Raw genomic sequence first — 15,203 nt, forward strand, 5'->3', positions numbered from 1 at the left:
GCCCCGAGCCCCGAGCCCCGAGCCCCGAGCCCCGAGCCCCGAGCCCCGAGCCCCGAGCCCCGAGCCCCGAGCCTCCGCGCCTCCGCGACGGCGGTGCACGGCGGTGCACGGCGGTGTACGGCGGCAAGGCGAGGCACGGTGAGGGCCCGGCTCCCGGAAATCGCCGTCCGGAACCGGGCCCCGGGCACGCAACGGGTCAGTGCTCGGCGAAGTCGCCCGCCAGCGCCGAGGCGATCCGCAGATGCGACTCGGCCTCGTCGTGCCGCGCCTGCCGCTGGAGCGTGCGGCCCAGCATCAGCCGGGCGTAGTGCTCCACCGGGTCGCGCGCCACGATCACCCGCAACTCGGCCTCGGCACGGCTCAGCTGGGCCGAGTGGTAGTAGGCACGGGCCAGCAGCAGCCGGGGACCGGTCTGCTCCGGCACCTCCTCGACCAGCCCGGCCAGCACGCGCGCCGCGCCCGCGTAGTCCTCGGCGTCGAAGAACTGCCGCCCGCGCTCCCAGCGCTCGGCCGCGGTTCCGTGGTCGTAGTACGTCGTCTCCACTCGTGACCTCCTTCGCCGCGCACAACCGAACCCTGTGGTTGAAAATTCCACTACATGCCCGCCGACCTAGTGGGACTGAGCCGCTCGGACCACAGCTGGGGGCACACGGCGGGATCGGCGTAGTCAGGGGTGCCGTCCCCGTGCGCGGCCGTCAGTTCGTCGTTGTTGTGGGTGGCGACGGTGCCGTCCGGGTGGTAGGCCGTGACATGGCGGTTGTCACCGGGCTGCAGGTGAATCGCGAGCGAGCGGCGCGGCTCGCCGCTGTGGTTGGGGCCGCTGCCATGGACGGTCCTGCAGTGATGGAAGCTGACCTGCCCGCGGGTGAGCGTGGCGCTGACGATGCGCAGTTCGTGCTCAGCGGCCTGGCGTTCCAGGGTGGTCAGATCCTGATCGAAGAAGCTGAGGTCCACTGTCTCGTCCCAGCGGTGGCTGCCCGCCGCGAACATCACCGGCCCATGGGCCTCGGTGATGTCGTGAAACGGGACCCACGCGGTCAGCATGTCCTGGCTGGAACAGGTGAGCCAGTACTGCCGGTCGGTGTGCCAGCCCACGTTGCCCTGCCGGTTCGAACCGCTCGGCTTGTACAGGAGCTGGTCGTGCCACAGACGGATCTCCGGTACGCCCGCGAGCCGCGCCGCGCACGCCGCGATGACGGACTGGCGGACGAGGAGGGCCAGTTCGTCCACCCTCAGCGAGGCATAGTCGTTCTTGCGCAGCACGTCTCCGTCCTCCGGGCGCCATCCCACGTACGCGCCGTCGCCGTCGCCGTCGCCGTCGCCGTCGCCGTCGCCGCGGCCGGCGACGCGATGGTCGACGTCGCCCGCGTGGTGACGGCGCATGCCGCGCTCGGCGGTGTCCAGCACCTCATCGGGGAGGATCGGCGGGGAGATCCAGTAGCCGTTCTCCTGGTAGAAGGCCACATCGTTGTCGGTCGGCAGGAAGGTGAAGGTGTTGTTCGCCATGCCCAGGACGCTAGGAGAAGAAGCCCAGCGCGCGCGTACAGAAGTCGACGATGTGTGTACACAATCCTCGGGTGTCGATCGAACGCCCGTCGGGACTCAGCGCCGGATTCCACTTGCGGCATGCCGGTGTCCCCGGACTCCTTCATGCCGGTGACCAGCACGCGCCCACCAGCTGGGTGATCCGGACGCACACCCACGAGGCATGGGAGCTGTATCTGCAATTGGGCGGGCCGCCCACGCAGTGGACGGTGGCGGGCCGCACCTGCCAGGTGCCGGCCCGGGGCATGCTGGCGGTCCCACCCGGGGTGCCGCACGCGATGGCGGCCTCCAGCACGGCGCCGTATCACTTCTGCTTCGCCGCGCTCGTGCCCGCGCAGATCGTGCCGTCGGATGCCCTGCACCCGGTCTGGCTGCGGCACGAGCCGCTGGTCGTGGCGGATGCCGGAACGATGGTCACCCCCTTCGAGCTGTTTCTGCGCGAAGTGGCCACCTATCAGCCGCTGCGCACGGCCGGGTTGGCGTACGCGGCCGGCCTGCTCGTGATCGAGGCGTCGCGGCTGGCCGACGGCGCGCGCCCAGGCCGTCACCTCGCTGTGCACCCGGCCGTCGCGACGGCCAAGCGACTCATCGAGAACCGTCTGTCCGAGGGCGTCACCGTCGACGCGCTCGCCGCCGAGGCGCACCTGTCGTCCGCGTATCTCGCCGAACTGTTCCGCGCCGAGACCGGTGAGACACCTGGTCGGTACCGGACTCGGCTGCGGATGGAGCGCGCCCGGCTGCTGTTGGCCGAGACCGACCTGCCGGTCACCACGATCGCCGCCGACCTCGGCTACTCCTCTTCCCAGCACTTCGCCACCGCCTTCCGTCGCGACACCGGCACGACGCCGACGCGGTACCGGAGCGCAGCGACCGGGTGAGGCGTGCGGCGGACCGACGGCGGCGGGTAGACGGTCGGCTGGTGCGGAACGGTGGGAGCGCCTGTACTGCTTCTGGATTTTTTTGTCCGAAACGTTGACGGTGGACCGGTCCAACGATAAGTTTCCCAACCGTGTTGGACTGGTCCAACAGCCTCCTGACGGTGTCTCGTTGGACCAGTCCAACAGATAGGGGCAAGAGATGGCGAAGCTGACGATCCGTGATATTGCAAGGCTTTCAGGTCTGTCGAAGTCGACGGTTTCCCTGGTGCTCAACGAAAGCCACAAGGTCGACCCCGAGACGCGGCGTCGAGTCCTTTCTGTGATGGAGGAGCACAATTACGTCCCGAGTTTTGCGGCCACCGCGTTCGCCAGGGGGGACACCGGTCTTATCGGTATGATCGTCCCGGGACTGACGTGGCGCTTCATGGCGGACATCAACTTTGGTGTGGCCGATGTGCTGGAGGCGTCCAAGTACGAGATCGTTCTCTTCACCAGTACCAATGGACGTGACCATGGGCACGCCATCGACCGGGCCGCGGGTTCAGGTCTGTGCGTCGGGCTGATCGTGGTGGCCACCGATCAGCAACTCCTGGACCGCCTGGTCGACCTGCGTCCCGCCGGGATGCCCATGGTCCTCGTCGACACCCTGGGCGCCGAGAGCGGGCTGCCCGCCGTGGGGGCCGACAACTACAGCGGTGGCTTGATGGTCGGCCGTCATCTGCTGGAACTCGGCCACCGGCGGGTGGCCAACATCCTGGGCCCGCTCGACGCTCCGTACGTTCAAGAACGGCGCCGCGGCTTGCGAGACGCGCTGAGTGCGGGAGGCGTGCAGCACGATCCCGCACTGGACGCCGAGACGGGCTTTGCGGAGGCGCTCGTCCGCAGTCACACCCGGGCCCTGCTGAAGCTCCCGCCGGGGCAGCGCCCGACGGCTCTTTTCGTGCACCACGACTCGGCGGCCTTCGTCGTTCTGGACGAGCTCGCACATGCCGGTGTCCGGGTGCCGGAAGATGTGTCGGTCGTGGGGTTCAACGATATCGATGCCGCAGCGCATGTGCGCCCGGCGCTGACTACAGTTCGTCAACCCTTCGCTGAAATGGGCAGGCGTGCCGCGGATATCCTTCTGACCTCCCTCGGTGGCGCCGAATCCACGGGCGATTCGCAGCGAATCGTCCTTCCTGTGGAACTGATCGCCAGGGACAGCACCGGACCCGCTTCCGGAAACAAATAGTTTTCACCCCTCTTTCTGCTCCTGTCCGGCCGACCTGTAAAAGGATCGGCCGCTCCGGCGGCCTGTAAAAGCACCGGCCGCCTGTGTCGCCTCGTACTTCCGGTGGAGCCGCAGAATGGCGCATCAGGGCGCCATTCCCACCCATGCTCGGAAGGTAAACTTATGGGGCATTCAATAAGAATCAGAAGTGTTTTCCATGTGGGTAGATCAGGGCGGCCTTTGTGTTTTCTTGCCGCGCTGTTCCTCACCTTGTTCTGTCTACAGACGGTCCCCGGCGCGGTACGTGCCGCCGCCGACCCGGTCGAGATCATGGGTGCGGACCCGCTGGCTGGATTCACCGAGGTCAAGGGCGATCCGGCGCCGCAGTACCAGACCGTCGACGTGACCGGCGGTGCGGGCTTCACTCAGGCGCTGCAGATCACCACGACAGGCGGCCCCAAGAGTGCGGGCCTCGACGGTGAGTACGAGATCACTCTCGGCGCCAGGACCGCGGCCGCGGTCAAGGTGAACGACGCGGCGGTGGCGACCTTCTGGGGCCGCGCCATCACCCCGCCGGCCGGTCAGGACGCCGGCTCCGCGACCTTTGTGTTCGAGCGGGACGGCGGATCGTACAAGAAGTCCGCGAACGCACCGCTCAAACTCACCAGCAGCTGGCAGAAGTTCGAGTTCCCGTTCCGGATCGCCGAGGACTACGCGGCGGGCGAGGCGCACCTCAACTTCTGGCTCGGCTACGGCGCGCAGACCTTCCAGATCGCGGGCGTCTCGGTGCGGGACTGGGGGCAGGGCGACCCCGCAGGGTTCCCGAAGGTGACCTACCAGGGCCGCGCCTCGGATGCCTCGTGGCGTGCGGCCGCGGACAAGCGGATCAACAAGTACCGCAAGGGCGATCTGACAGTGAAGGTCGTCGACGGAAACGGTGATCCCGTGCCCGGCGCCGTGGTGAAGGCCGACATGCAGAAGCATGCCTTCGGTTTCGGCACGGCCGTGGATGCCGGTCAGATGATGCAGTCCACGGCCGATGGCCAGAAGTACCGTGAGGCCGTCACCAACGGGATGTTCAACCAGGTCACCTTCGGCAACAACCTGAAGTGGAACCACTGGGAGAACGCGCCCGAGCGGGAGAACCTCACCAAGCCCACGCTGAAGTGGCTGCGTGGGCAGGGCCTGGCCCACCGAGGCCACAATCTGGTCTGGCCGTCGTGGGGATATCTGCCCGCCGATCTGCAGGCTCTCAAGGACGATCCCGCAGCCTTGCGCAAGCGGGTCGACGACCACATCACCGACGAGACCGGCGCGCTGACTGGTTCGATCGACAACTGGGACGTCGTCAACGAGCCGTACTCCGAGCACAACCTCCAGGACCTCCTCGGCCCCGACGAGATCAACCGCTGGTTCACGCTCGCCAAGCAGGCCGACCCCAAGGCCCGACTGGTCCTCAACGACTACGACCTGGTCGAGGACAACGGCTGGAACCAGCGCCACCAGGACTACTTCTACAACCTGGCCAAGAACATCAAGAAGAGCGGCGCCCCCATCGAAGGCATCGGCCTGGAGAGCCACTTCACGGGACTCCAGCCCACCGCGCCCGAGGACCTGTACGCCCTGCTCAACCACTATGCCTCGCTCGGACTGCCCCTGGAGGGAACCGAGTTCGACATCGCCACCGCCGACCAGCAGCTCCAGGCCGACTACACCCGCGACTATCTGACCACGCTCTTCAGCCACCCGGACGTCACCGCGATCTCCACCTTCGGCATCTGGGAGAAGAACATCTGGAATCCACTTGTGGCGCTCTACAACGCGGACTGGTCCCTCAAGCCCAACGGTCAGGTCTGGAAGGACCTGGTGACCAAGAAGTGGTGGACGAACGCATCAGGCACCACGAACAGTTCCGGCACGTTCGGCACCTGCGGCTTCCTCGGTGACTACGTGGTGACGGTGACCGCGAACGGGGCCACGGAGAAGGTCCACGTCCACATGCCCGCCAACACCGGTAAGACGGTCACTGTGGTCGCCGACGGCAAGCCCTCCGACGACACGGAGCTGCTGGGGAACGCCGACGGTGAGCTGGGAGGCGTCGGCTGGTACGGCTTCAGCCCGAGCACGGTCAAGCCTGACACCAAGACTTTCCACTCCGGCTCTGTAGCGATCCGCTCCGTCGGCCGCACCGCCGCGTGGCAGGGGCCCGCCGAGGGCGTACAGGTCGCCTCCGGCCAGAGCTACACCTCCCGCGCCTGGGCACGCCTCGGATCGGGCGAGGACACCACCGCCCACGTCAAGCTCAAGCTCGCCTACACCGACGGCACCTCCGAGTCCGTGCCGCTCGCTTCCGGCACCGTCACGGCGAACGGCTGGACCGAACTCAAGTCCCCCTCCGCCGTGCCCCTGGACTTCCACGGCAAGTCCCTGGCCAAGGCCGAATGGTGGGTCAGTACCACCGCCGGCACCTCCGACCTCGTCATCGACGACACGTCGCTCAAGAACGGAGCGTAGAGCCGCATGTCCCCTCTCAGCAGACGAGGTTTCCTCGTCGCCTCCGCCGCTGTCGGCGGCAGCGCACTCAGCACCGCGCTCGCCGGCTGCTCCTCCTCGTCCGACTCCCTGGCGCCGGGCACCAAGGTGATCAACCACTGGGACTGGTACGTCAGTCAGGAACCGTGGCTGAAGCGGGAGATCGAGCTCTTCCAGAAGAAGCATCCGAAGATCAAGATCAAGCGCACCGTCCAGGTCAGCGACAAGTACCCGGACCTGATCAACCTCGCCTTCCGCGGCGGCAGCGCCCCCGACCTGCTGATGATCCCGAAGAACCCGGCGTTCGACGAGCAGGTCGGCAAGGGCTGGCTGGGCGCACTGGACAGCCACGCGACGACGCAGTGGCGCGGACAGTTCCCCGAGGGAAACTTCTTCAACGGTGTGAACATGGTCGAGGGCAAGGTCTACAGCGCCCCGTTCAGCGGCACCGCGCCCTGGCTCCAGCTGTACATCCACAACGGTCTGTTCAAGCAGGCGGGGATCACCAACCCGGACGGCTCGGTCAAGGTCCCCAAGACCTGGGACGATGTCACCGCCGCCGCCGCGGCGATCACCAAGAAGAGCGACGGCAAGGCATACGGCCTCGGCTTCGGCAACGCGCAGAACGCCTCCCTGCCCTGGCTCCTCGAACTGTTCGTGCGGGGCGCGGGATCGCCGGCCGGTTACGGCGTGGACGGCCTCGACTACCGGGTCGGGAAGTGGACCTTCGGGTCCGACCGGAACTACACCGACTTCCTCGAACTGCTCCTGGAATGGAAGAAGAAGGGCTACATCTACCCGTCCTCGATGTCCATCGGCGACGAACAGGCCCGCGCCTTCTTCGAACGCGGCAGGTTCGGGATGATCGTCGGAGGCGTCTGGAATCAGGCGACGTGGAGCGAGCACCACTTCAGCGACTACAGCCTGACCACGCTGCCGTCTCCGACCGAGACCCCCAAGGCGTTCTTCTACTACCAGCCGGGCGGCCGGGTGTGGGGCATCTCCAAGGACTCCAAGGTGTCCGACGAGGCCTGGGAGTGGTTCGACTGGCTGCACAGCCCGGCGGCGGGACGGCGCTGGGTGGAGGCGGAGCAGGGACTGTCGATCTTCCCGGACGCCAACAAGGAGGCCAAGATCACCTCCAAGCCCTTCCAGAGCTTCCTGGACCTGCGCAAGTACGCGTTGCCGTGGCCGGTTCCCGCGATCCGCAACCCCGATGCGTCCAAGGTGGTCATCCCGGCCGTCACTCCGGATCTGCCCGATGTCCTCGCCGGCCTGTACACGGGGCAGCTGGGGGACGTGGGCGCCGCTCTGACCGCGCTGGAGGACCGCCGCAACAAGGCCCTCGCGGACGGGGTGAAGCAGGCCCGTGCCAAGGGGGCCAAGGTCAGCCTGGACGACTGGGTCTTCAAGGACTGGGACCCCGCCAAGCCCTATGAGAACAAGCCGGCGTAACCCCGGAGGCATGTGTGCAACTCCTCGACACCGCCGCCCCGAGCCCGCCTGCCGGCGGGCCGGGGGCGGCCCCCGAAGCAGCCTCACCGAACAACAGCCGGTGGCACCGGATACGGCAGGCAAAGCGCAGCTACCTCTACATCGCGCCGCTACTGGCGCTGCTGCTGACCTTCGTCATCTACCCGATCTTCGCCTCGCTCGGCTACACCTTCTACCACTGGAACGGCATCGGCTCACCCGGCGACTTCGTCGGCCTCGACAACTTCCGTCAGATCGCGGGCGACTCGATCTTCTGGCGCGCCGTCGGCCACACCTTCGTGTACGCGATCGTCGTGGTGCCGATCCAGTTGGTGATCGCGCTCGCGTTGGCGCTCGTACTCAACAACAAGAGGCTGCGCTTCTCGTCGTTCTACCGAACCCTGTTCTTCCTCCCGGTGGTCACCTCGCCCGCAGTGGTCGGCATCGTCGTCCAGCTGATGATCTCCAACTTCGGTGACGTCGTGAACGGCTGGCTGCTGGACGCGAAACTGGTCGACCAGCCGGTCGACTGGCTGGGCAACCCGAAGATCGCGCTGGGCGTCATCATCCTCGTCGCCATCTGGCAGACCCTCGGCTACAACCTCGTCTACTTCCTCGCCGGCCTGCAGACGATCCCCGAAGAGGTCTACGAGGCGGCGCGGATCGACGGCGCGGGCCGCGTGCGCACCTTCGTCCACATCACCGTGCCACTGCTGCGCCCCGTCGGCCTGATGATCGTCATCCTGGCCTTCATCGGCTCGTTCCAGGTCTTCGACCTCGTCCAGGTGCTGACCGGCGGCGGCCCGTTCTTCGGCACCGAGGTGGTCAACACCTACATCTACCATCTGGCCTTCGGCGGCAACCAGGCCCAGGCCACCGAACCGAATGTGGGCCTCGCCTCCGCCGCGTCCTTCTTCTACGGACTGATGCTGATCGTCTTCTCCGTCCTGCAAGTGCTCATCTTCCGTTCCATCGCCAAGCGCCGCGCCACCGGGCGCGCATGAAAGGGGCGTTGACATGGCCGTCTCCGTCGCCGCCGCCCGCCGCCGTCGGACACCCGCTCATCGCCGCGCCGCCGTCCGCCGGACGATGGGACGGTCCCTGACCCATCTGCTGCTCCTCGGCGGTGGACTCATCTGGCTGTTCCCGTTCCTGTGGACACTGGGCAGCTCCTTCAAGAGCGCCGACGGCTTCTTCTCCCAGGGGCTCAACCCGCTGCCGGACGGAGTGCACGCAGCCAACTACAGCGGCGCCTGGAAGGGGGCCTCCTTCGGGACCTACTTCCTCAACACCGTGGTCGTCGCGGCCGGTTCGGTCGTCCTGACCCTGCTCGCCACCTCCATGGCGGGCTACGTCCTCGCACGCACCGACTTCCCCGGCCGCAAAGCGTGCATCGGGCTGATCTCCGTGACCCTGTTCCTGCCCCACGGCTACACCATCATCCCGATCTTCGACATCGTCCGCGGACTGCATCTGCTCAACACCCCCTGGTCCGTGATCATCGTGCAGTCCGCCAGCGGTCTGGTCTTCGCCACCTTCCTGTTCATGGGCTACTTCTCCACCATGGACCGGGAGATCGAGGACGCCGCCAAGGTCGACGGCGCCAGCTTCCACCAGACGTTCTGGCGCGTCATGCTTCCGCTGTCCGGCCCGATGCTCGCCACCGTCGGGCTGTTCACCTGCATCAGCGCCTGGAACAGCTTCTTCATCCCGCTCGTCTTCACCCTCTCCAAGCCCGAGCTGCGCACCCTGCCCGTCGGGATGTACTCGTTCCTCGGGGAGAACTCCACGGACTGGACGCTGCTGTGTGCGGGATCCGTGATCTCCCTGGTACCGATCGTCGTGATCTTCCTGCTGCTGCAGCGTTACTTCGTCAACGGCCTGGCCGGCGCCGTCAAAGGATAGAAGGAAACTCCCGTGCCCCTGCGCCTCGCCATTCTCAGCTTCTGGCACGTGCACGCCCCCGACTACGTCCGTCAGGCGACGGAACACCCCGACACGGAGATCACCGCGATCTGGGACGAAGACATCGCCCGCGGACGCGCCCATGCAGCCGGCCTCGGCGTGGACTTCCATCCCGACCTCGGGTCAGTGCTCGCCCGCGACGATGTCGACGCGGTCGTCGTCACCTGCCCCACCAACGAACACCGCGCGGTCATCACGGCCGCCGCGGCGGCCGGCAAGCACATCTTCACCGAGAAGGTCCTCGCGCCGACCCCGCTCGACTGCGCGGAGATCAGCGCCGCGGTGGAGAAGGCGGGCGTCACGCTGATGCTCGCGCTGCCGCGACTGTACGAGGGGTACACGCTGGCCATCCGGGAGCTGCTCGCAGAACATGTCCTCGGCCGCCTCACTCTCGTCCGGGTGCGGCTCGCCCACGGCGGCTCCGTCGAAGGCTGGCTGCCGGAACGCTTCTACGACCCGGCCGCCACCGGGGGAGGCGCCCTCATCGACCTCGGCTGCCACCCCATGTATCTGGCGCGGCTGTTCCTCGGCCGCATGCCGGACACCGTCACCGCGTCCTTCGGCCATGTGACGGAGCGCGCTGTCGATGACAACGCTGTCGCGGTGCTGCGCTGTGCGGATGGCACTCTGGGTGTGCTGGAGGCGTCCTTCACCGCTCCGGCCTCCGCGTTCTCCATCGAACTGCACGGCACCGAAGGCTCGTTGGTGTACGGGACGCCCGAGGAGCGTTTGTTGCTGCGGCGCGCCGGAGGTGACTGGCGGGAACTCCCCGTGCCGCCGTCCGCCGGCACGCCCTTCGACCTGTTCGTACGCCATGTCGCCGACGGCACGCGCGACGAGGAGAACCTCGCCCTGGGCCTCGACCTGACCCGCCTCATGGCTGCCGCCACACACAGCGGCCATGAGGAGGGCACCCCCCTCTGAAGATCGTCACGGGACAGACCGGCCGCGGGACATGGACCGCGGCCGACCGGCCGAACGCGTCATCGTCGCCGCCGAGGCCGGCCGATGGGCCGATCGCATCCACCACCGGACCCGGCACCGTGAACCACCGGCCCACAGCCACCGAACGGGCACAGACATGCTCAAGGTCGTTCTCGCGGCCCACCGGCCCGTGAGACAGAAACAGGAGACAGCCTGTGACAGGCTATGAGACCAGCGACTTCGACTTCGACCTGCGGCGCGGCACCGCCGAGACGCTGTGGACCACCAGCGGATGGTCCACGGTGGCGCTCGCCCCCGGCACCGTGTGCGGGGTGGGCGCCTGCTACGCCCCGCCGCACGCCGCCCCGCAGGCGAAGCTGGCCGTGACGCTGGAAGCGGACGGCATCGGCATCAGCGACACCGGTGCCCCGGGCATGCACGGTACCGGGCTGCTCCCCGCGGGCGGCACCTGGCGTCTGGACGGCATCGAACGGCACGGCACCTACCACCGTCGGCACGACGGCCGACTCGTGTCGCTGCGGGTGCGATCGGAACTGACGCCGTTGCACGGCCTTCCCGGCTACGCGCTGAGCATCGTCGTCCGTAACCGCTCCGGCAGGACACTGCCCCTGAGCCTGCTGCCCGAACTGGCGCAAGGCCCGGTCGGCGAGGTTCCGTTGGCGCAGTGGGGCTGGATGCCGGCCGAGCCCGAATCGCTGCGCACGGAGCAACTCACGCTCATACACGGGCCGTTGACCACCGAGATCGGACCCGCCGACGAGGCCAGGTTCGAACTCGCCCTGCTGCTCGACGGCAGTAGCCCGCACGGCAGCCCCGGCGAGTGGGCCGACCGCAGCCGCGCCCAGATCCGACAGCGCACGGCCGACGCGCTTCAGCGGTTGCCACGACTGGTGACGGACGTACCCGAACTGGACACGTACTATCGCAGATCCCTCGCCAGCGGCCTGGTCTGCCTCTGGGACAACCCGGCCTTCGCCACCGTCCCGTTCCCCGCCACCTCCGGCATCGACGGCGGGGCGCTGTGCGCGTACGCCTGGGACACCGGCGGATACGCCCCGCACACGCTCTCCCTGATGCTCGGCCGGAACGTCCTGGACATCGTGGAAGCAATGCTGAAAGCCGACCTGACGGACCATTACGCCATCACCCCCGACGGCACCGGCACAGGTGTCGCCTACGCCTACAGCACCTGGTCGCTGGTGATGCTCGCCCATGCCGCGGCCTGCCACGGCGCGATCGCCCCCGATCTGGTGGCACGCCTGCACGAAGTGGAGGAGCAACTCGCCCAGCGCTTCCCGGCGGTCGGCGAGCTGCGTGACTACGGGGCCCAGGAGAATCTCCTGGAGATGCGTTCCACCGGGTGGGAGCACGTCGTCGCCAGCCCCAACGCCGAACGGGCCTGGAGCCTGGACATGCTGGCGGACCTGGTGGAGGTGAGCGAGGCACCGTTGGCGGCGTCATCGCTGCGGGCACAGGCCCTGCGCATCCTCAAGTCCGTCGTGGAGGAACTGTGGGACGAGGAGGCCGGCTGGTTCCGCAGCCGTTACCCCGACGGACACACGGAACTCGCCTACTCCGTCCAGGCGTTCGACGCACTGCGCGCGGGCGCCTGTACGCCGTCGATGGCCACGGCGCTGCTGTCCCATCTGCGCGACGGCGCCTTCCTCGGCCCCTACGGCGTGAGCAGCGTCTCCGCCGAGGACGAGCCGCACTACGAACTCGGTGACGTGGACTGGTCCGGGGGAGGCGCCTACACCGGCGAGGCCCCGCAACTCGCCCTCACCCTGTGGGAGCGGGGCGAGCCCCGACTGGCCTGGGACGTGCTCCGTCGAGTGCTGTGGATGGGACAGCACTTCCCGTACTACCCCCAGGACCACTACTGCGACCGGCCTGCCGCCCCGCCCCGCGGCCGTCGAGCCAATGTCATCGCCGGGCTGACCGGGGCCGAAGCGGTGCTGCTCGGCCTGGCGGGACTCAGGCCCAAGGCCGACGGAACGCTCGACCTCAAGCCTCCCGCCTGGCTCCCCGGAGCCATCGAACTGAACGGGCTGCATTACCGCGGCCACGAGATCGACCTGAAGCTGTCCGCCGGTCACTGCGAGGTGACGCTGGACGGCCAGGTCGTTCACACCGGAACGCCCCGCCCCCTGCGCATATGTGGAGAGGTCCGATGAACGACGTCCCAGAGCGTTTTGACCGTGACGGATACGCCGTCTTCCGTAAAGCCATCGATCCCGAACTGATCCAGGAGGCGGCCGGCCACGTCGACTGGCTGCAACGCCGCCACCCGGACCTGCGACCCGAACAACTCGGCCACACCCTCCTGCGGGACGACCCGTTCTGGCTTCGTCTGGTCTCCGACGACAGGCTGCTGGACATCGCCGAGACCTTCATCGGACCGGACATCGCGCTGTTCGCCTCCCACTACATCAGCAAGCCGCCCTACTCGGGGCAGGCAGTGCTCTGGCACCAGGACGGGGCTTTCTGGCCCCTGGAACCGATGCGTGTGGTCACCCTGTGGCTGGCCATCGACCACTCCACACCGGAGAACGGCTGCGTGCGGCTGATCCCCGGGAGCCATCGCGGCGACATCGCGGCGATGCGCGCCAACACCGAGGTGGACAACGTCCTCGGTGAGGAAATCGCGGTCGAGGTCGACGAGTCCGAAGCCGTCGACATGGTGCTGGCCCCCGGAGACGTCGAGGTCCATCACCCGAACATCGTCCACGGCAGCAATGCCAACACCTCGCCGCACCGGCGCTGCGGCCTGACCATTCGCTATATCCCCACCTCCACGCGCATCACCGCGGACGAACAGCCCTACCCCAGCGCCTTCCACCTGCGCGGCGCGGCAGGTGTGAACGACTACCAGCCGTGGCCCGAGTTCGACGTGTTGCGCCACTATGCCTTCGCGGGAGCGGAGACCGGGCCACGCGCCTGACCGGTCCTGCTCCGGACAGTGCCTGACCGGGCCTGCTCGGGACCGGCGTGCGGCCGCCGCACACCACGGCATCGCACGCCGGTCCCGAAGTCCGGGCCCGTGATCCACCCGAACCGCACCGATCACATCTGCACCTGGCCGCCGCCTACCCACCACGTCTGACCGCCGGTCGACCTTGTCGCGAGGCCCAGAGCGGAGGTCCCCTCAACACCCTCGTAGCGCTCGCAGAACGGAGTGTGAGATTCGTGTCCCCTCTCAGCAGGCGAGGATTCCTCGCCGCATCCGCCACCGTCGGCGGCGCCGCCCTCACGGGCGGTCTGACCGGCTGCTCCTCCTCGTCCGACGCGGGGCCCCCTGGCACGAAGACGATCAACCACTGGGACTGGTACGTCAGTCAGGCGCCGTGGGTGAAGCGCGAGATCGAACTCTTCCAGAAGAAGCACCCGAAGATCAGGATCAAGCGCACGGTACAGGTCACCGACAGGTACCCGGATCTCCTCAACCTCGCGTTCCGCGGAGACGAAGCGCCGGACATGATGATGATCCCGGCCAGCCCGACCTTCGCCCAGCAGGTCGCCATGGGGTGGCTGCACGACCTGGACAGCCGGGCCACCTCGTCATGGCGCGGCCGCTTCCCCGAAGGCGGCTTCTTCAACGGTGTGAACATGGCCGAGGGCAAGGTCTACAGTGCCCCGTTCGCCGGCACCGCGCCCTGGCTCCAGCTGTACATCCACAACGGCCTGTTCAAGCAGGCGGGGATCACCAACCCGGACGGCTCCGTCAAGGTCCCCAGGACCTGGGACGACGTCACCGCCGCCGCGGCGGCGATCACCAAGAAGAGCGACGGCAAGGCTCACGGCCTCGGATTCGGGAACACCAAGGGCTTTGCGCTGCCGTACTTCCTGGAGCTGTTCGTGCGCGGCGCCGGCTCACCGGCCGGTTACGGCACGGACGGCCCCGACTACCGGGTCGGGAAGTGGACCTTCGGGTCCGACCGCAACTACACCGACTTCCTCGAACTGCTCCTGGAGTGGAAGCAGAAGGGCTATGTGTACCCGGCCGCCATGTCCATCGGCGACGAACAGGCGCGCGCGTTCTTCGAGCGTGGCAAGTTCGGCATGATGGTCGGCGGTGTGTGGATGCAGTCGGTCTGGGCTCAACACGGTTTCACCGACTACACATTGACAACGTTGCCGTCGCCGACCGACAAACCGAAGGCGTTCTTCTACTATCCGCCCGGCGGGCGCATCTGGGCGATCTCCCAGGACGCGAAGGCATTCGACGAGGCGTGGGAGTGGTTCGACTGGCTGCACAGCCCGCAGGCAGGACAGCGATGGGTGGAGTCAGGACAGGGACTGTCGATCTTTCCGCAGGCCAACGAGAACGCCAGGATCACGTCGAAGCCCTTCGAAACCTACATCGGCCTGCGCAAGTACGCGCTGCCGTGGCCCGTTCCGGCGATCCGCAACCCCGAGGCGTCCAAGGTCGTCATCCCGGCCGTCAAACCGGACCTGCCGGACGTTCTCAGCGGGCTGTACACCGGGGAGCTGAAGGATATGAGCGCGGCCCTGACGGCTCTGGAGGACCGTCGAAACGGAGCCCTCGCCGACGGGGTGAAGGCGGCCCGGGCCAAGGGTGCCAAGGTCAGCCTGGACGACTGGGTGTTCAAGGACTGGGACCCCACCGAGCCGTACCGGAGCAAGCCGGCCTGAGT

General features: G+C 67.7%; 12 protein-coding genes. 10 read left to right on the forward strand and 2 right to left on the reverse strand.

All coding sequences use genetic code 11. The annotated features are described in order from the left end of the window. Positions 1 to 196: 196 nt before the first annotated feature. A complete protein-coding gene (locus ACWEKM_RS37210) occupies positions 197 to 544 on the reverse strand; it encodes a tetratricopeptide repeat protein (RefSeq protein WP_451625701.1) in 348 nt (115 codons plus the stop codon). Between the two features lie 50 nt (positions 545 to 594). Next, complete coding sequence (locus ACWEKM_RS37215) at positions 595 to 1,506, reverse strand: phytanoyl-CoA dioxygenase family protein (RefSeq protein WP_451625702.1); 912 nt, start codon at positions 1,504 to 1,506, stop codon at positions 595 to 597. Between the two features lie 71 nt (positions 1,507 to 1,577). Here ACWEKM_RS37215 and ACWEKM_RS37220 point away from each other — a divergent pair, with 71 nt between their 5' ends. From ACWEKM_RS37220 to ACWEKM_RS37265, 10 genes are all read left to right on the forward strand, one after another. Further along, positions 1,578 to 2,423: an AraC family transcriptional regulator gene (locus ACWEKM_RS37220; protein ID WP_451625703.1), complete on the forward strand. Its 846-nt coding sequence runs from the start codon at positions 1,578 to 1,580 to the stop codon at positions 2,421 to 2,423. Positions 2,424 to 2,622: 199 nt separating this feature from the next. Continuing rightward, the gene (locus ACWEKM_RS37225; RefSeq protein WP_451625704.1) at positions 2,623 to 3,654 is read left to right on the forward strand and encodes a LacI family DNA-binding transcriptional regulator; all 1,032 of its coding nucleotides are present in this window, start codon (positions 2,623 to 2,625) and stop codon (positions 3,652 to 3,654) included. Positions 3,655 to 3,873: 219 nt separating this feature from the next. Next, positions 3,874 to 6,147 (forward strand): endo-1,4-beta-xylanase, encoded by a 2,274-nt coding sequence (locus ACWEKM_RS37230; protein ID WP_451625705.1) that lies wholly within the window; start codon positions 3,874 to 3,876, stop codon positions 6,145 to 6,147. 6 nt (positions 6,148 to 6,153) lie between these two features. Continuing rightward, positions 6,154 to 7,620, forward strand: coding sequence for an ABC transporter substrate-binding protein (locus ACWEKM_RS37235; RefSeq protein ID WP_451625706.1), 1,467 nt, complete (start codon positions 6,154 to 6,156; stop codon positions 7,618 to 7,620). Between the two features lie 14 nt (positions 7,621 to 7,634). Next, positions 7,635 to 8,642 (forward strand): carbohydrate ABC transporter permease, encoded by a 1,008-nt coding sequence (locus ACWEKM_RS37240; RefSeq protein ID WP_451625707.1) that lies wholly within the window; start codon positions 7,635 to 7,637, stop codon positions 8,640 to 8,642. A 13-nt stretch (positions 8,643 to 8,655) separates the two neighbouring features. Further along, a complete protein-coding gene (locus tag ACWEKM_RS37245; RefSeq protein WP_451625708.1) occupies positions 8,656 to 9,543 on the forward strand; it encodes a carbohydrate ABC transporter permease in 888 nt (295 codons plus the stop codon). Positions 9,544 to 9,555: 12 nt separating this feature from the next. After that, a complete protein-coding gene (locus ACWEKM_RS37250; RefSeq protein ID WP_451625709.1) occupies positions 9,556 to 10,527 on the forward strand; it encodes a Gfo/Idh/MocA family protein in 972 nt (323 codons plus the stop codon). A 215-nt stretch (positions 10,528 to 10,742) separates the two neighbouring features. Continuing rightward, positions 10,743 to 12,722: an MGH1-like glycoside hydrolase domain-containing protein gene (locus tag ACWEKM_RS37255; protein WP_451625710.1), complete on the forward strand. Its 1,980-nt coding sequence runs from the start codon at positions 10,743 to 10,745 to the stop codon at positions 12,720 to 12,722. Beyond that, positions 12,719 to 13,489 carry a phytanoyl-CoA dioxygenase family protein gene (locus tag ACWEKM_RS37260; protein WP_451625711.1) on the forward strand — a complete coding sequence of 257 codons (771 nt, stop codon included), beginning with the start codon at positions 12,719 to 12,721 and terminating at the stop codon, positions 13,487 to 13,489. The genes ACWEKM_RS37255 and ACWEKM_RS37260 overlap by 4 nt, the downstream gene beginning before the upstream one ends. A gap of 245 nt (positions 13,490 to 13,734) precedes the next feature. Further along, positions 13,735 to 15,201 (forward strand): ABC transporter substrate-binding protein, encoded by a 1,467-nt coding sequence (locus tag ACWEKM_RS37265; RefSeq protein WP_451625712.1) that lies wholly within the window; start codon positions 13,735 to 13,737, stop codon positions 15,199 to 15,201. Positions 15,202 to 15,203 lie beyond the last annotated feature (2 nt).

The sequence above is a fragment of the Streptomyces sp. NPDC004752 genome (assembly GCF_053601275.1).